General features: G+C 70.5%; 18 protein-coding genes and 1 tRNA gene. 17 read left to right on the forward strand and 2 right to left on the reverse strand.

Translation table 11 applies throughout. The annotated features are described in order from the left end of the window. Nucleotides 1–51: 51 nt before the first annotated feature. The 8 genes from AC1DWR_RS17005 to AC1DWR_RS17040 all read left to right on the forward strand — a co-directional run bounded on the left by AC1DWR_RS17005 (nt 52) and on the right by AC1DWR_RS17040 (nt 7664). Nucleotides 52–840 carry a MerR family transcriptional regulator gene (locus tag AC1DWR_RS17005; protein ID WP_477613864.1) on the forward strand — a complete coding sequence of 263 codons (789 nt, stop codon included), beginning with the start codon at nt 52–54 and terminating at the stop codon, nt 838–840. 62 nt (nt 841–902) lie between these two features. Then, nucleotides 903–1529: a GNAT family N-acetyltransferase gene (locus tag AC1DWR_RS17010; protein ID WP_477613863.1), complete on the forward strand. Its 627-nt coding sequence runs from the start codon at nt 903–905 to the stop codon at nt 1527–1529. 85 nt (nt 1530–1614) lie between these two features. Then, nucleotides 1615–2190, forward strand: a complete 576-nt coding sequence (locus AC1DWR_RS17015) for a hypothetical protein (RefSeq protein ID WP_477613862.1) — start codon at nt 1615–1617, stop codon at nt 2188–2190. Continuing rightward, a complete protein-coding gene (locus tag AC1DWR_RS17020; protein ID WP_477613861.1) occupies nt 2191–3609 on the forward strand; it encodes a sensor histidine kinase in 1419 nt (472 codons plus the stop codon). It abuts the gene before it with no gap. Next, nucleotides 3606–4229 carry a response regulator gene (locus AC1DWR_RS17025; RefSeq protein ID WP_477613860.1) on the forward strand — a complete coding sequence of 208 codons (624 nt, stop codon included), beginning with the start codon at nt 3606–3608 and terminating at the stop codon, nt 4227–4229. Before AC1DWR_RS17020 ends, AC1DWR_RS17025 begins: the two co-directional genes overlap by 4 nt. A gap of 105 nt (nt 4230–4334) precedes the next feature. Continuing rightward, nucleotides 4335–4952 (forward strand): dTMP kinase, encoded by a 618-nt coding sequence (gene tmk / locus AC1DWR_RS17030; RefSeq protein ID WP_477613859.1) that lies wholly within the window; start codon nt 4335–4337, stop codon nt 4950–4952. Further along, nucleotides 4949–6088 (forward strand): DNA polymerase III subunit delta', encoded by a 1140-nt coding sequence (locus AC1DWR_RS17035; RefSeq protein WP_477613858.1) that lies wholly within the window; start codon nt 4949–4951, stop codon nt 6086–6088. The genes tmk and AC1DWR_RS17035 overlap by 4 nt, the downstream gene beginning before the upstream one ends. A 34-nt stretch (nt 6089–6122) precedes the next feature. Then, nucleotides 6123–7664 carry an alpha/beta hydrolase gene (locus AC1DWR_RS17040; protein ID WP_477613857.1) on the forward strand — a complete coding sequence of 514 codons (1542 nt, stop codon included), beginning with the start codon at nt 6123–6125 and terminating at the stop codon, nt 7662–7664. A 22-nt stretch (nt 7665–7686) separates the two neighbouring features. Here AC1DWR_RS17040 and AC1DWR_RS17045 read toward each other — a convergent pair whose 3' ends face one another. After that, complete coding sequence (locus AC1DWR_RS17045) at nt 7687–8484, reverse strand: SIMPL domain-containing protein (protein WP_477613856.1); 798 nt, start codon at nt 8482–8484, stop codon at nt 7687–7689. Nucleotides 8485–8648: 164 nt separating this feature from the next. Between AC1DWR_RS17045 and AC1DWR_RS17050 the strand changes: the two genes are divergently transcribed. From AC1DWR_RS17050 to AC1DWR_RS17075, 6 genes are all read left to right on the forward strand, one after another. Further along, nucleotides 8649–8722, forward strand: a tRNA-Thr gene (locus AC1DWR_RS17050). 125 nt (nt 8723–8847) lie between these two features. Further along, nucleotides 8848–10110 carry an alkaline phosphatase family protein gene (locus tag AC1DWR_RS17055; protein ID WP_477613855.1) on the forward strand — a complete coding sequence of 421 codons (1263 nt, stop codon included), beginning with the start codon at nt 8848–8850 and terminating at the stop codon, nt 10108–10110. Next, nucleotides 10110–11282 (forward strand): alkaline phosphatase family protein, encoded by a 1173-nt coding sequence (locus AC1DWR_RS17060; RefSeq protein WP_477613854.1) that lies wholly within the window; start codon nt 10110–10112, stop codon nt 11280–11282. The genes AC1DWR_RS17055 and AC1DWR_RS17060 overlap by 1 nt, the downstream gene beginning before the upstream one ends. Nucleotides 11283–11335: 53 nt before the next feature. Then, a complete protein-coding gene (locus AC1DWR_RS17065) occupies nt 11336–11677 on the forward strand; it encodes a DUF2200 domain-containing protein (protein ID WP_477613853.1) in 342 nt (113 codons plus the stop codon). An 83-nt stretch (nt 11678–11760) separates the two neighbouring features. Then, nucleotides 11761–12993 carry an RNA polymerase sigma factor gene (locus tag AC1DWR_RS17070; RefSeq protein ID WP_477613852.1) on the forward strand — a complete coding sequence of 411 codons (1233 nt, stop codon included), beginning with the start codon at nt 11761–11763 and terminating at the stop codon, nt 12991–12993. A gap of 71 nt (nt 12994–13064) precedes the next feature. After that, entirely contained in the window at nt 13065–13613 is a 549-nt protein-coding gene (locus tag AC1DWR_RS17075) for a hypothetical protein (protein ID WP_477613851.1), read from the forward strand. Nucleotides 13614–13630: 17 nt separating this feature from the next. Here AC1DWR_RS17075 and AC1DWR_RS17080 read toward each other — a convergent pair whose 3' ends face one another. Then, entirely contained in the window at nt 13631–14266 is a 636-nt protein-coding gene (locus AC1DWR_RS17080) for an ANTAR domain-containing protein (RefSeq protein ID WP_477624868.1), read from the reverse strand. A 249-nt stretch (nt 14267–14515) separates the two neighbouring features. Between AC1DWR_RS17080 and AC1DWR_RS17085 the strand changes: the two genes are divergently transcribed. Genes AC1DWR_RS17085 through AC1DWR_RS17095 form a run of 3 tightly spaced genes read left to right on the forward strand, consistent with a single transcriptional unit; the run spans nt 14516 to nt 16336 of the window. Then, entirely contained in the window at nt 14516–14722 is a 207-nt protein-coding gene (locus AC1DWR_RS17085; RefSeq protein ID WP_477613849.1) for a hypothetical protein, read from the forward strand. A gap of 28 nt (nt 14723–14750) precedes the next feature. Next, the gene (locus AC1DWR_RS17090) at nt 14751–15635 is read left to right on the forward strand and encodes a diacylglycerol/lipid kinase family protein (protein ID WP_477613848.1); all 885 of its coding nucleotides are present in this window, start codon (nt 14751–14753) and stop codon (nt 15633–15635) included. Further along, nucleotides 15632–16336, forward strand: coding sequence for an alpha/beta fold hydrolase (locus AC1DWR_RS17095; protein WP_477613847.1), 705 nt, complete (start codon nt 15632–15634; stop codon nt 16334–16336). Before AC1DWR_RS17090 ends, AC1DWR_RS17095 begins: the two co-directional genes overlap by 4 nt. Nucleotides 16337–16410: the final 74 nt, after the last annotated feature.

The raw sequence follows: 16410 nt of genomic DNA on the forward strand, positions 1-16410 counted from the left end.
CGCGCAGGGGGACTTGACCCTCACGCGGCGTGAGGCGTCACAGTGGTGCGCATGACCGATCGCACGACCAAGGCGCAGCCACTCACGGTGGGGCAGGTGGCCGAGCAGCTCGACGTGACGGTGCGCACGTTGCACCACTACGACGAGATCGGGCTCCTGCGGCCGAGCGAGCGATCGTCGGCGGGCTACCGGCTCTACACGGCTGACGACCTCACGCGCCTGCAGCACGTGGTGGTCTACCGCCGCCTGGGGTTCGCCCTCGAGGAGATCGCGCTCCTCCTGGACCACCCCGAGAGCGTCGAGCAGCACCTGCGTCGCCAACGCGCGGCGGTCCAGCAACGGCTCGACGAGATGAGCGACCTCGTCACGGCCATCGACCGAGCACTGGAGAGAGAGATGAACGACGAACACGCCACGGCAGAGGACCTGAAGGAGCTCTTCGGCGAAGGCTTCGAGGACGCCCAGGCCGAAGCGGAGCAACGTTGGGGCGACAGCGACGCGTGGCAGCAGTCGCAGCGGCGCACGAAGAGCTACACCAAGGCCGACTGGGAGGCGGTCAAGGCCGAGAGCGACGCCCTGCACAAGGGGTTCACCGACGCGATGGACGCGGGGGAGCCGCCAACGAGCGTGGCGGCGATGGACGCCGCCGAGGCCCACCGGCTCAACATCAACGAGCGCTTCTACGACTGCCCGCCGCAGTTCCACCGCAACCTGGCCGATATGTACACCAGCGACCCACGGTTCACGGCGACGTACGACGAGATCCGGCCGGGGATGGCGCACTACGTCCGTGACGCGATCTACGCCAACGCCGACCGGCAGGAGCAGCCCACCGCCTGAGCCGGTTGTTGGGGCGGGATTTCAGGTGCAGCAACGCCGACCCTGCTGGCTACCCTCGGACGATGAGCAGGTCGGCAGTGGACTTCAGCACCGTGCCCTGGCCGGTACGCACCCGCCGTGCCTCCCTGCGACCGGTCAGCGCTGATGACGTCGACGGGGTGCTCAGGCACCGGTCGCTTCCAGAGGTGGCCGAGTTCATCAGCCGTGGGCCGCTCGACCGCGCCGAGGTGGCCGAGCGCATCGCCGGCGACATGGCGCGGAGCCAGCCGGGCCACCCGGAGCCGCTCCTCGGCCTCGTCATCGAGGTGGAGGGCGCGGTGGTGGGCGACGCGATGATCCGGCTCGAACCCGACGACAACGGCATGTGGGTGGCGGTCCTCGGCTACACGGTCCACCCCGACTGGGCCGGGCGGGGGCTGGCGACCGAGGTCGCCGAGGCGCTGGTCCGCCTGTGCTTCGCCCACGTGGGGGTGGCGATGGTCCAGGCCGACGTGTTCGTCCCGCACCGCGCCTCGCAACGGGTGCTGGAGAAGGTCGGGCTGCGGCGCGTGGCCGAAAGGCGCGCGGGCAGTGACGGCGACGGGCGCCCCCGGATGGACGACTACGTGTATGCCGTGACCGCGGCAGAGTGGGCCGCGTCCAGCTCGTCGTCGCGGCCGGCAGCGGACGAGGACCGAGCGCGCCGATGAGGTACTACGACCATCGCCCAATACCGCGCGACCACGACGCGGCCGCACTGTGGATCCGTCACAATCCAGTACGGAAGGATCCGCCATGAAGCGCACGACCATCACCCTGGCCGCCCTGCTGGCCGCCCTCGTCCCTGCCGCGGTCGGGCTCTGGGGGAACGCGTCGTTCTCGCAGGCCGTGCCGGTGCGCGTCCCTGCGAGCGCACAGGTGGTCACGCCGACGACCGGGGCCACCACGGCTGACGACCGCGGTGGCGACACCCCGCGCGACCAGCGCACCGAGCCTGGCGACGACCGCGACGACCGCTCGGCCACCTCTACCGGGACCGCCACCTCGAGCGGGACGCGGACGACCGAGGCCGGCGACGACCGCGGTGGCGACATCCCGCGCGACCAGCGCACCGAGCCAGGCGACGACCGCGACTCCGGTTCGGGTGGGTCGGGTTCGGGCTCGAGCTCGGTCGACAACTCTGGTCCGGGGTCCGCCTCCAGCGGTTCCGGTTCCTCCGGTTCCTCCGGCTCCGGTTCCTCCGGCTCCGGTTCCTCCGGCAGCAGCGGTTCCGGCTCCGGCTCCAGCGGTTCGGGCCAGTCCGGCTCCGGCCCCTCCGGTTCCGACGACGGTGGTTCGGACGACCACGGCGGCCACGGAAGCGACGACTGAGTGGACCAACGCACCTCTTCGGTCGCCCCGACGCAGCCCCTGCGCGTCGAGGCGACCGATGCTGCTCCCTGGGTGACGGTCTCCCGCCGCAGCGACACCGCGGCGGCGCAGTCGCCGGTCAGCCCGCGCAGGGTCCTCACCCAGGTCGTGGGCGGCCTCGCGGTGGTGCTGTTGGTCGTCGGGCTCCTGGGGTCGTGGGCCGCCCAGCGACTCGCCGAGCGCGAGGCGGTCACCGACGCCGCCACCATTGCCGACGTCCTCGCCGAGGCCGTCATCACCCCCTCGCTGACCGACGCCCTGGCGGACGGCGACCCCGCCGCCGTGGCCGCCATGGACGCCGCCATCCGTGAGCGGGTGCTGGGTCCTCGCATCATGCGGGTGAAGCTCTGGTCTCCCGAGGGCAAGGTCCTCTATGCGGACGAGCCCCAGCTGGTGGGTCGCACCTTCGCGCTCAGCGAGGACCAACGGGTGGCCCTCTCGCAGCCGCAGACCAAGGCCGAGGTGTCGGAGCTGGACTCGACCGAGAACGAGTTCGAGACCGGCGGGCGCGCCCTGGAGGTCTACCGACCCGTATGGACTCCCAGTGGGCGTGAGCTCCTCTTCGAGACCTACTCGCCGTATGACTCCGTCAGGCAGCGCAGCAGCCAGCTCTGGCGCGGGTTCGCCGGGGTGACCGTCAGCAGCCTGCTGCTGCTCGTGGTCCTGACGGCTCCGATCCTCTGGCGGCTGCTGCGTCGCCTCAGTGAGGCGCAGCGCCACCGCGAGCGGTTGCTCGAACGCACTCTGGAGGCGTCCGACGCCGAACGTCGCCGGATCGCCGGCACCCTGCACGACGGCCCGGTCCAGGACCTCGTGGGATCGGCGTTCGTCGCCGCGGGTTCGGCTGCCAAGGCCGAGTCGTCCGGGCAGCCGCGGATGGCCGACGACCTCCGAGGCCTGGCCGCCTCGGTGCGTGGCAACATCCGGACGCTCCGGACGCTCCTGGTCGACATCTACCCGCCGAGCCTCGCCAGCGCCGGGCTGGCCACGGCACTGGTCGACCTGGCCCAGTCCGGCGCCGCCCGTGGCCTGACGGTGCACGTCGATGTCGAAGGGGCCGACGACCTCGGGCTGACCCAGGACCAGGAACGACTCGTCCACCGGGTTGCCCAGGAGTGCCTGCGCAACAGCGCCAAGCACGCAGCCCCGGGCACCGCGACGATCCGGCTCGGCCGTGAGGACGGCTCGGTCGTGCTCGACGTGCTCGACGACGGGCCCGGCTTCGAGACGTCCAGGCTCGAGGCCCCTGACCAGGGGCACTTCGGGCTGCGCGTGCTGGCCGACCTCGCGAGCGACGCCGGCGCGGTGCTCCAGGTGGCGTCGCGCCCCGGTGCCGGGACGCACTGGCGGCTCGTGGTGCAACCGGAGCAGACCCCGTGATCCGGGTCGTGGTGGTCGACGACCACGCGATGGTGCGCACTGGGCTCGCGGCTCTCCTCGAGGCCAGTGACGACCTCACGGTGGTGGGCCAGGCTGCCGACGGTCGCGCGGCCAGGGAAGTCGCCGTCGAGACGCTTCCGGACGTCGTGCTCATGGATCTGTCGATGCCCGTCATGGACGGTGTTGCCGCGACCCGGGAGGTGTTGGCGGCGGTCCCCGACGCGAAGGTCGTCGTCCTGACGTCGTTCTCCGACCGGCGACGGGTGAGTGAGGCGCTCGACGCGGGGGCGGTGGGCTACCAGCTGAAGGACTGCGAACCAGCCGATCTCCTCGCGGCGGTCCGTGCCGCCGCGGCCGGTCACGCCCCCCTGGACCCCCGGGTTGCCAAGGTCCTGCTACCGGCGCCGGGGGCGCGTCCGGCGGACGGGCTGAGCCGTCGCGAACAGCAGGTGCTCCGCCTGGTCGCCGACGGCCTCGCGAACAAGCAGGTCGCGCGAGCCCTGGGCATCACCGAGCGCACGGTGAAGGCCCACCTGGGACGCGTGTTCCGCCAGATCGGCGTGCTCGATCGCACGAGCGCCGCCCTCTGGGCGCGCGAGCACCTCGACGACGAGGGCTGACGGGGGGCCACCCATCCCGAGCACGAGGTATGCCGCGTGGTCACCCGGCCGCGCGGCATACCTCCGCGGGCGGGGTGTGTCCCCCCGCTGGCCTAGGCTCGGCCCGTGACCGACGGACTCTTCATCGCCTTCGAGGGCGGCGACGGCGCGGGCAAGTCCACCCAGGTGGCCCTGCTCCGCGAGGCCCTCGAGACCGCCGGGCGCACGGTGACGGTCACCCGCCAGCCCGGTGGCACCGACCTGGGCCGGGAGATCCGCGACCTGGTGCTGCACGGCGCCCATGTGGCGCCACGGGCCGAGGCGCTGCTGTTCGCGGCGGACAAGGCCCACCACGTCGACCAGCTCATCCGGCCGGCACTCGACCGTGGCGAGGTGGTGCTGACCGACCGCTACACCGACTCGGCCGTGGCCTACCAGGGCGCGGGGCGAGACCTCGGGGCGGAGGAGATCCACGACCTCAACATGTGGGCGGTCGACCACCTGGTGCCCGACCTGACCGTCGTCGTCGACGTGTCGGCCGAGGAGGGTCGCCGCCGCCGTGGCGACGTCCACGACCGGCTCGAGGCCGAGGCGGACGCCTTCCACCAGGCGATCCGCGCGCACTACCTGGCCATGGCACAGGGCAACCCCGAGCGCTACCTCGTCGTCGACGGGACGCTGGCCCCCGACGCGATCCATGCCCAGGTCGTGGAGCGGCTCCAGACGATGGGAGCACTGCCGTGACCGTGTGGCGCGACGTCATCGGGCAGGCCACGGCGGTCGCGACCCTGCAGCGGGCGGTCACCGACCCCAGCGCCATGACGCACGCCTGGCTGCTCACCGGGCCACCCGGGTCCGGGCGATCGGTGGCGGCCCGGGCGTTCGCCGCCGCGCTCGAGTGCCCCCAGCACGGCTGCGGCGAGTGCCGCGAGTGCCGCACAGCGGTCGACGGCACCCATGCCGACGTGGATGTCATTGCCACTGAAGGACTTTCGATCAAGGTGGAGCAGGCTCGCGAGCTCGCTGCGATGTCGGCGCTACGGCCGTCGGTCGGCCCGTGGCGGGTCATCATCGTCGAGGACGCCGACCGTCTGACCGAGCGCGCCGCCGACGCCCTGCTCAAGGCGATCGAGGAGCCAGTGGCCCGCACGGTGTGGATCCTGTGCGCTCCCTCGCTGGAGGACGTCGTCATCACCATCCGCTCGCGCTCGCGGCACGTCCGGTTGCGCACCCCGCCTGCCGAGGCGGTCGCCGAGCTGCTGCACCGCCGCGACGGCGTCGAGATGCCGATGGCGATGTATGCCGCGCGGGCGGCACAGAGCCACGTGGGGCTCGCCCGGCGGCTGGCCCGCGACGAGGGCGCGCGGATCAGGCGCCGCGACGTGATCAGCCTGGCGGGGCGGATCCACGGCGTCGGAGACGCGATCGGTGCTGCCGCCGACCTCGCCTCGATCGCCGACGAGGAGTCCAGCGCGGCTGCGGCGGAGCGCGACTCGGCGGAGCGGCAGCGGCTGATGGAGGTGCTGGGAGCGGACCCGTCGGCCCGCACGCAGCCACCCCACATCCGCAGCCAGCTCTCCGGCCTCGAGAAGGAGCAGAAGGCGCGGGCCACCCGGCACTCGCGCGACGTCCTCGACCGGTCGCTCGTCGACCTGTTGTCGGTCTATCGCGACGCCCTCATCCTGCACAGCGGAGCAGCCCTCGGGCTGGTCAACCAGGACAGCCTGCCCATCGTCCAGGGGGTGGCCCGCTCGATGAGCGCCGAGCAGCTGCTCCAGGCGATGGACGCCATCGGCACGGCCCGCGAGCGGATCGGCCTCAACGTTGCCCCGCTGCTGGCGCTGGAGGCCATGGCCATCTCGCTCCGGGTGCCGCGGTGAGTCGGCCCCAGCTGCTCGGGATACGGTCGACTGCATGAAGGTGAAGGCGCAGGTCCTGGTGGGTGCTGCTGCCGCGCTGGCCGTCGGCCTGTCCGGCTGCTCGGTGCTGGGCGGCGGTTCCAGCGAGGCGTCCACACCGGTGCCGAAGGCCGCGCGCACCGCCCCGCCCGGGTCGGAGGCGCTCGCGAAGTTCTACGGGCAGACACTGGCCTGGAAGAAGTGCGGTCCCGGGCAGTGCGCCGGGCTGACCGTTCCCCTGGACTACGCCCAGCCGGACGGCGAGACGATCACCATCCGGGTGCTGCGGGTGCGCGCCACCAAGAAGGGGCAACGGCTGGGGTCCCTGGTGGTCAACCCGGGCGGGCCCGGGGGGTCCGGTATCGACTACGCCGCCGCCGCGGACACCATCGTGGGCAAGCCGGTGCGCCAGCGGTTCGACATCGTGGGCTTCGACCCTCGCGGGGTCCAGCGGAGCAGCCCGGTGGACTGCCTGGGCGATGCCGAGATGGACGACTTCCTGGCACAGGACCCCACCCCCGACGACCCCGCCGAGGTGCAGACCTACCTCGCGTCGATGAAGGACCTCGGCGACAGCTGCCTCGCCCGGACCGGGCCGCTGCTCGGTCACATCTCCACGGTGGACACCGCCAAGGACATGGACATCCTGAGGTCGGCCCTCGGTGACGTGAAGCTCAACTACCTCGGCAAGTCCTACGGCACGCAGCTGGGCGCTGTGTACGCAGGGCTGTTCCCGTCGCTGGTCGGCCGGTTCGTCCTCGACGGTGTCCTCCCTCCCGACCTGACCTGGGAGGAGTCGGCCGTCGGTCAGGCGGAGGGCTTCGAGCGCGCGGCGCACGCCTGGGCGAGGTACTGCGTCGCCAAGGGCACCTGCCCCCTGGGCGACAGCGAGTCCGCGGTCATGACAGGTATGGGGGACCTGCTCGCCCGGCTCGACGCGTCACCGGTCCCCATGCGGGACGGACGTGAGTCCCAGCTCACCGAGGGGTGGGCCACCCTCGGCGTCGCCCAGGCGATGTACGACCCACGGTCGTGGAAGGCGCTCACCGAGGCGCTGCGCCAGGTCGTGGCCAAGGACGACGGCACCAAGCTGATGCTGATCTCCGACCAGTACGCGCGACGCACCGCCAAGGGCAGGTACGTCGAGAACCTGCTCGAGGCCTTCTACTCCATCAGCTGCCTCGACAACCCCGGCAGCCCCGACCCCGCGTACTACGAGGGCATCGTCGCGAAGGCGAGAGTCAAGGCCCCCGTCTTCGGCCCGGCCCTCGCCTGGGGCGCGGCGATCTGCACCCAGTGGCCGGTCAAGACGGGCCAGGTGCCCCACAAGATCAGCGCCGAGGGCAGCGGACCCATCGTCGTGATCGGCACGACCCGTGACCCGGCGACGCCGTACGAATGGGCTGTGCGCGAGCGCGACCAGCTCGCGAACGCGCGGCTGCTGACGTTCGACGGTGACGGGCACACCGCCTACACGCGGTCCAACAAGTGCATCGACAACGCGGTCAACAACTACTACACGAAGGGCAAGGTCCCGGCCGACAACACCAGGTGCTGACCCGGCATACCGACGGCAACTGTCAGCGGAAGGCGTAGACCACGGTGACGGTCACGCCGACCTTCTCACTGCCGACCTGGATCGGGACCGGCGACGACGAGTCCTTGGCGACCGCGGCGGAGCGCATGTCGTAGTTGACCGGGGGAGGGTCTGCCACGGTCTCGGTGATGCTCACGACGGCGCCGAGGCCGCGGCCGGAGGCCTTGGCGTACTGCTCGGCCTTGGTCTTCGCGTTCGCGACCGCCTGGTCGCGGGCGGCGGTGAGGAGCTTGCCGTTGTCCTCGAGGTCGAGGCTGATTCCGTTGACCTGCACCGCATTTCCCCCGGCGGTGACCGCTGCGGTGATGGCGTTGCCGGCCTTGCCGAGGTTCCGGAGGGTGGCGGTGACGCCTTCGCTGACGACGTAGCCCTTGATGACCGGGGTGCCGTTCACGGGGTAGGAGTACTCGGGCTGGACCTGCAGGTTGGACGTCTGGATATCCTTGCCGGCAACGCCGTTGCGGGTGAGCGAGGACTGGACGCGGGCGGTGAGGGAGTTGGCGGCGTCAAGCGCCTTGCCGACGGTGGCCCCACGGGTCTGGACACTGAGGTCGAGGCGCAGGGTGTCCGGCTTGCCGGCGACCTGGGCCGTGCCGGTGACGGTGATGCCGGGACTGCCGACAGCGGTGCCGGTGGTGCCGGGGCTGGTCGGGCTGGGGTAGGTGACGAGGGTCGCGGCGGAGGCTTCGCGACCGGAGTGGGAGCCGACCCAGAAGGCGCCTCCCAGCAACACCGCGGCCGCGACGGCGACCGCTCCACGGGACATCGGCTGGGTGCTCATGGCGATGGGACGGTATGCCGCGTGGCCGGGTTCCGCGCGCGGCTCGGGTGGGTTCGGCAGGCCGGTCGGCGATCACCCCAGGAGGCGCTGTCGGGCGGTCGTTCGGCCGGTTCGGAAATCTGCTGGGTCATCCGTATACTCATCGTCCGTGCCTTCGGGCACCCGCCTCCTTAGCTCAGTCGGCCAGAGCGATTCACTCGTAATGAATAGGTCATCGGTTCGATTCCGATAGGAGGCTCAGCGGCACCACCCAGAAGAAGGCCCCCGTGACTCCGGTCCCGGGGGTCTTTTCTGTTCGGTGAACGTCCGGTGAACAGGGCCACCATGCCCGTGACCACCTCCGCCGCATGGCGTTGTCGGGGCATGAGCATCACACGCAGACACCTCCTCGCGGGCGCGGGCGCCGCGTTGGGCGGGGCCGCACTCGGCCTGCCCGACAACGCATCCGCGGCTGCGGCCGCCACGGTCCTGCCCGACCCGAACCGCAGCGGCATCGAGCACGTGGTCGTCGTCATGATGGAGAACCGGTCGTTCGACCACTACCTCGGGTGGCTGCCGGGGGCGCGTGGCAAGCAGGCCGGACTGACCTTCACCGACCGCTACGGCGTGCCGCACAACACCCACCACCTGACCGACTACCAGGGGTGCGCGCACCCCGACCCCGACCACTCCTTCGAAGGTGGTCGCGTCGAGTACAACAACGGCCGCTGCGACGGCTGGCTCAAGGCGGGCGACAACGACACGTTCGCCATCGGCTACTACACCGACGCCGACCTCGCGTTCTACGGCCAGGCAGCACGCGACTGGACCGTGTGTGACAACTACTTCTCCGCCATCCTCGCCGAGACCTACCCGAACCGGTTCTACCAGCACGCCGCCCAGACCGATCGCATCCACAACTCGACCGACGTCGCGACGATGCCGACCATCTGGGACCGACTCGCCGAGGCCGGAGTGAAGGGCACGTACTACTTCTACGACACCCCGTTCACCGCCCTCTGGGGCAGCAAGTACCTCGACATCTCCAAGCCCTATCCGCAGTTCCTGGCCGATGCGGCAGCCGGGACCCTGCCGGCCGTGAGTTTCGTCGACCCGAAGTTCCTCGACGAGGGCACGGGTTCCAGCGCCGACGACCACCCCCACGCCGACATCCGCGCGGGCCAGCACTTCCTCGACCAGGTCTACGACGCGGTCACCTCCGGCCCCGGCTGGGACAAGACCGTGTTGGTCGTCAACTACGACGAGTGGGGCGGCTTCTACGACCATGTCGCCCCCACCAGCGCACCCGACGCGCACCCCGAATGGGGCATGCGCGGCTTCCGGGTGCCGTGCCTGGTCGTCTCCCCACGTGCCCGCCGCGGCCACGTCGCCAAGGACGTCTACGACCACACCTCTGTCCTGAAGATGATCGAGTGGCGATGGGGACTGCCTGCACTGACCCCGCGTGACGCTGCTGCCCGCAACCTCGCCGAGGTGCTCGACTTCACCAACGCCCCGAACACCGACGTCCCGCGATACGCCGTCCCCCCGTTCGTCGGCACGCCGTGCCCGCCGGCAGGAACGGCCGACTACGAGGACTGGCACGCGCTCAAGGACCTTGCCAACACCCATGGATGGAGCCTGTGATGACCCGCCCCCGCACCTTCGGCCACCGCCCGTCGCGGGCTATTCGTCCCCGAGCTGCTGGCACCCGCCTCGCCGCCGCCGTGACTGCCGTACTCGTCGGCATCGTTGCCACGACAGCGATCTCGCTGGGCGCGTCAGCCGCGCCCGCGCGCGCACCCAGGCCCGCGGCATACCTGCCTGCGGTCAAGCACGTCTTCGTCATCAACCTCGAGAACAAGGGGTATGACGAGACCTGGGGTCCCGGGTCGGCGGCGCCTTATCTGTCGCAGACGTTGCGGGCGCAGGGGAACCTGCTCACCCAGTACTACGGCACCGCGCACAACAGCCTGCCGAACTACATCGCGCAGGTCAGCGGGCAGGGGCCCAATCCGCAGACGCAGGGCGACTGCCAGGTGTTCAGCGACTTCGCCGGCGCGGGCACAGCGGCACCCGGTCAGTACATCGGGGACGGGTGCGTCTACCCCAGGACCGTGCCCACCCTGCAGGGCCAGCTCGACGCCGCCGGTCTGACCTGGCGCGGGTACATGGAGGACATGGGCACTCCTTGCCGACACCCCGCGGTGGGCGCCCCCGACGACACCCAGAAGGCGGAGGTCGGCGACCAGTACGCGGCGCGCCACAACCCGTTCGTGTACTTCCACTCCGTCATCGACGACCCGGCCTACTGCGCCGCCCACGTCGTCGACGCCGGAGCGCTCGACTCCGACCTTGCCGCGACGGCGACCACGCCGAACCTGACCTACATCACGCCCAACCTGTGTCACGACGGGCACGACACGCCCTGCGTCGACGGGCAGCCCGGCGGCTTGGCCTCAGCCGACGCGTGGCTAAAGGCGACCGTGCCGAGCATCCTCAACGCCCCCGCGTTCAAGACGGATGGCCTCCTGCTTATCACGTTCGACGAGTCCGACGGTCCCCAGAGCGATGCCACCGCGTGCTGTGGCGAGGGGCCCGGGCCGAACAGCCCGCTGCCCGGCATCACCGGGATGGGCGGCGGTCGCGTTGGCGCCCTCGCCCTGTCACCGTTCGTGCGCCCCGGCAGCCTCAGCAGCACGCCGTACAACCACTACTCGATGCTCGCGAGCATCGAGGACCTGTTCGGCCAGGCCCGCCTCGGCTATGCGGCACAGAGCGGCCTCAACCGGTTCGGGCTCGACGTCTACAACCGCTGACCGTTCGCCTTCATCGCCGAACGCGTTTGGGGGCAAGCAAGTACGCTCACGGGATGAGCCGGATCTTCTCCGTCAGTGTCTCCTCGGTGTACCCGCACTACGTGACCAAGGTGGAGAAGAAGGGCCGGACCAACGCCGAGCTGGATCAGGTGATCGAGTGGCTGACCGGCTTCGACGAGTCGGAGCTCAAGGGACGGCTGGCCGACGGGACGACGTTCGAGGAGTTCTTCGCCCAGGCACGGCTGAACCCGCGGGCCTCGTCGATCACCGGCGTGGTGTGTGGGGTGCGCGTCGAACAGATCGACGATCCGTTGATGCAGAAGATCCGCTACCTCGACAAGCTCGTGGACGAGCTCGCCAAGGGCAAGGCGATGGACAAGATCCTGCGGAGCTGAAGGGTGCCCTCAGGAAATCGTCCCTGAGCAGTGTCGGATCGGGGCCCACGCGTTCGTAGTAGGGGTGAGGAGGTGCCGTTCCGGTGAGCGTGGATGACGTAGCGCCGGCGATCACCCGGGCCCACCACGAGGAGTGGGCGCGGGTCGTCGCCTCGCTCACGAGGCGCTTCGGCGACCTCGACATCGCCGAGGAGGCGGCGGCCGAGGCGTTCGCCACGGCGGTCGAGCGGTGGCCGGCACACGGCATACCTCCCAATCCGGGCGCGTGGCTGACCACCACCGCGAACCACAAGGCCATCGACCGGATCCGGCGCGAGAACAAGCGGGACGGCAAGCAGAAGGAGGCCCAGTTGGTGTACGACGACGACCCGCCGGAGCCTCTCGGAGCCATCGACGACGATCGGCTGCGACTGCTCTTCACGTGCTGCCACCCGGCGCTCGCGATGGAGTCGCGCGTCGCGCTGACCCTGCGGATGGTCGGCGGCCTGACCGTGCCCGAGATCGCCCGGGCCTTCCTCGTGCAGGAGACCACCATGGGGCAGCGGATCACCCGCGCCAAGGCCAAGATCAAGGCGGCCCGCATCCCGTACCGGGTGCCGTCCGCGGACGACCTGCCCGCCCGGGTCTCAGGCGTCCTGGCCGTCCTGTTCCTCGTCTTCAACGAGGGCTACCTGGCGACCGGTCCTGACACCGATCCCCTCCGTCACGACCTGACCGCCGAGGCGATCCGGCTCACCCGCCTGATCCGGGCCCTGCTGCCGCAGGACGGTGAGGTGGCCGGGCTGCTGGCGCTGATGCTCCTCATCGAGGCCCGCCGCACCGCCCGCGTGTCCCCGACCGGCGAGCTGGTCACCCTCGACGAGCAGGACCGTGGGCGCTGGGACGCGGCGCTGGTCGCCGAGGGTCATCGGCTGGTGCGCGAGCGGCTGGCCACGGGCGTGGCTCCGGGGCGGTACCAGCTCCTCGCAGCGGTCAACGCCGTGCACACCTCCGCCCGCGACGTGCGCGACACCGACTGGTCCCAGGTCGTCGCACTCTACGACCAGCTCGTCCGCCTCGACCCCTCACCGGTCGTCGCCCTCAACCGCGCCATCGCGGTAGCCGAGCTCGACGGGCCGGACGTGGCGTTGGCCCTCGTCGACCGCCTGGAGGGAGCGTTGTCGGGCTACCACGCCTACCACGCGACGCGGGCCGACCTGCTGCGTCGGCTGGGCCGCAGCCAAGAGTCCCGCGCCGCCTACGACGCCGCGCTCGAGCTGGCCGGCAACACGGCCGAGACCGCCTACCTCACCCGCCGCCGCGACCAGCTCGCCTAGTGGCACTGGCGCGTATGCCGTGGGCGTGCTTTCCCAGTGGTGGCTTGGTTCCGCGCGTCCTACCATCGACCATGGTCCGAATCGGCCGCAGGCAGCAGGAACCGCGAGACGCCAACGACGAGGACCCCGTGGTCCGCCAGTACCGCTTCCTCTTGCGGGAAGCCTCGCCTGACGCGGTGGAGGTGGCGCACACCGAAGCGCTTTCCCGGCTCGGCGAGGACAACCGCCGGGTCATCCTGACGGCCGTCCAGCGTGGGCTGGTCGCGGGTCAGCGGCTCCAACCGGGCGACGCCGCCCAGATCGCGCACCTCATCGTGCTCGGGGAGCGGCGCTCGCCGAACGCCTTCCTGTCGTCCTGCGAGCCGGCAACCTTGCTGGCTCTCTCACAGGCCGTGATCCACACCGAGGCCTGCTTCGGGCTGTTCGGGAGGTATGCCGCCTGGGACGGCGCCGACCCGGAGCCCGAGGAGGAGGGGGCTTGGGCCGAGGCCGGCTTCAATCCCGACAGCGGCCGCTGGAACCTCGCGAGGCAGAACCACCTGAACGCCGACAATGGTGCCGGCATGGGCTTCGGCGGAGGCGGAGCCGGAGGAGGGGGCGATGGCGGCGGGGGAGGCTGACGGCCGGCCCGGGCCCGTCAGGCCGAGTCCTGGGCGTCCTCGGCTGCGCCGCTCTCGAGGCTGAGCAGGATGTCGAGCAGGCAGCGGACCGGCTCCTCGCGGGCGAAGGCGGGATCGGCCAGCCCGGCGATGATGTACTCCGCCACGCGCACCAGCTTGGTGTTGTGCTGGTTGGAGTAGGTGCGCAGCATCTCGAAGGCCGCGTCCTCCCCGATGCCGAAGCTGAGCATGAGGGCACCCTTGGCCTGCTCGATCGCGGCGCGGTGCTCGGTCGAGGCCAGCACTGCTTCCGCGGCTCCCTCACGGAGGGACTGGGTGATGTCGACGATGAACCCCGACAGTCGTTTGACCTCCCCGCCGGCATCCTCGCTCTGGCCCACCAGGACCAGGCGTCGGGTGCGGCCGGCCGGGTCGACGAGCCGGTACTCCAGGGAGAACGGGCGCGCGCGGGTCAGCACCTCATGGAACCGTTCCAGGACAACGGTTCGGTCCTGCTCGACGACGCGTTCGAGCATCAGGTCCGTTGTCGGGTCCTGCCCGAGCGGGATGCCGTACAGCTCCCGGAGATCGGTTGAGCAGGTCCACCGGTCTGCGGTGGCGTCGTACTCGAAGAACAGTGCAGGTTCGTCCGTCAGGGACGCGAGAAATGACATCAGACCCTCCATCGCCAGAGACCGCCGTGGGACAGCAACCACGAGTTCAGAGAGGCCACTTCTTGACCTTCGGCCAAATAATACGAATGGCCGCTCGCGCGTCAAGCCCATCTCGGCGGAAGTCTCGAGCGACACCTTCGCGGGGTGTCTAGGGCAGCCATAGCTCGATGTGATGACGCTCGAAAGGCGTACTCCGCACGCATGTGAATGACGTACGACCCCGGCGTCGGGTCGCCCTAGTGTCGGGAGATGGTCGACCGCCCCGACGACTCGGAGATGACGGACGCAGTGCTGCGCTCGGAGATCGAGCTCTTGGCTGACCTGATGGCGGCCGTCTGTGAGTTTCCCGGGCGGCTCACGGACACCCAGATCGATGCTGTCCTCGGTCTGACCCCTCCCGTTCGGCGGGCCGACGAGGACGCTGGCGGTACGCCACCAGCCCACATGGCGTCGTGAAGGTCGTCGACACCCCTACTCTGACCACGTGCCCTCCTTCGACCGCGTCGTCCTGATCTTCAACCCACACAGCACCGGAGAGGCCAAGGAGCTGGCCGAGGAACTGCGTGAGGACCTCGCCGAGCGCGTGCCGACGCTTGCCGTCGAGCTGCTTCCCACCCAGCACGCGGGCCACGCCGTCGAGCTGTCGCGGGAGGCCGCAGAGGTGGGGGCGCCACTGGTCGTGTCCGTCAGCGGTGACGGCGGCTACAACGAGGTCGTCAACGGCGTCATGCAAGCCGACAACGACCGTGCCTTCGCGGCGGTGCTGGCAGCAGGAAACGCCAACGACCACCGCCGCACGACCAAGGAGCGTCCGATCGCCGAGGCCATCGCCGATGGCTCCGTGAGCCGGATCGACCTCCTCCGCTTCACGGCGGGGGGCGCGGCCGACGAGGTGGTGCGCTACGCGCACTCGTACATCGGCCTGGGCCTGACACCCGTGGTTGCGGTCGACCTCGAAAAGGGAGGCAAGGGTTCGTTGCGCGAGATGGTCACCGTCGTGCGGACGTTCGCGAAGTTCCGCCCGTTCGAGATCGAGATCGAGGACGGCACCCGCCAACAGTTCGACAGCCTCGTCTTCGCCAACATCGCGCAGATGGCGAAGGTTGCCACGCTGGCCGAAGACGAGGGCAAGCCCGACGACGGACTGTTCGAGGTCATCACCCTCCGGCACACGTCGAAGCTGCGGATCCTCGCGATGGCCATCAAGGCGAGCACCATCGGCCTGGGCAAGCAGCCCAGCGTTCGCAGCTACTCGTTCACGACGGTGACCCCGCTACCGCTGCAGATCGACGGCGAGGTCGTCGACCTGCCGGCGGGAGCGACGGTGCAGGTGGACATCCTGACCAAGGTCCTGCAGACCGTCCTGTGAGCGAGGCCACGACCCAAGGGTCGAGCCCCATCGTGGTCTTCGTCCCCGGACTGGGTCTGGACCGCAGATCCTGGCAGCGGGTCCGCCACGAGCTGCGCGGGCAGAGCACCGTCGTCCTGCTGCCCTCCATGGGGCAACCCGTGCCGCGCGGCACCGGGGTTTCAGTCGAACTTCAGGCCGAGCGCCTTCTGCACAGACTGCCGAGAGGTGCGTCGACCATCCTGGTAGGTCACTCGGCCAGCTGCCCCGTCGTGGTCGAAGCGGCCCGCCACACTGACGACGTCGTGGGACTCGTCCTCGCGGGCGCGGTGACCGATCCCGCGGCCCACACCTGGCCGAGGATGCTGGCCCAATGGGGCCGCACCGCCATTCACGAACGCCCGGGTGAAGCCCGTGTGCTCGCCCCGCAGTACCGGCATACCGGGATCCTCAGCATGCTCCGGGGGATGGATTCGCTGCGACGCTTTCGCACGGACCACGCACTGAGCGGGCTGGATCTGCCGGTGGAGGTCGTGCGCGGGGACAAGGACCGAATCGCCTCGCACGAGTGGTCATCGGTTCTGCGGCGCGCGTCCAACGGAGGTCTGAGCACAATTCACGGCGCCGCTCACATGGTTCCCCTGACCCATCCCGCCGCCGTCGTGGCTGCCGTCGACCGAGTGCGCCTGGCCGCCGAGCGGCCGTCCGCCCGGCTTCCGTAGGCGTCGCCCGCCGAGCCGTGTTTGCCCGCGGCCCTGGGGGGGTAGGTGCTGAACAGACAGTCGTGGCCGAGCTT

The organism is Pedococcus sp. P2_E2 (assembly GCF_056403955.1).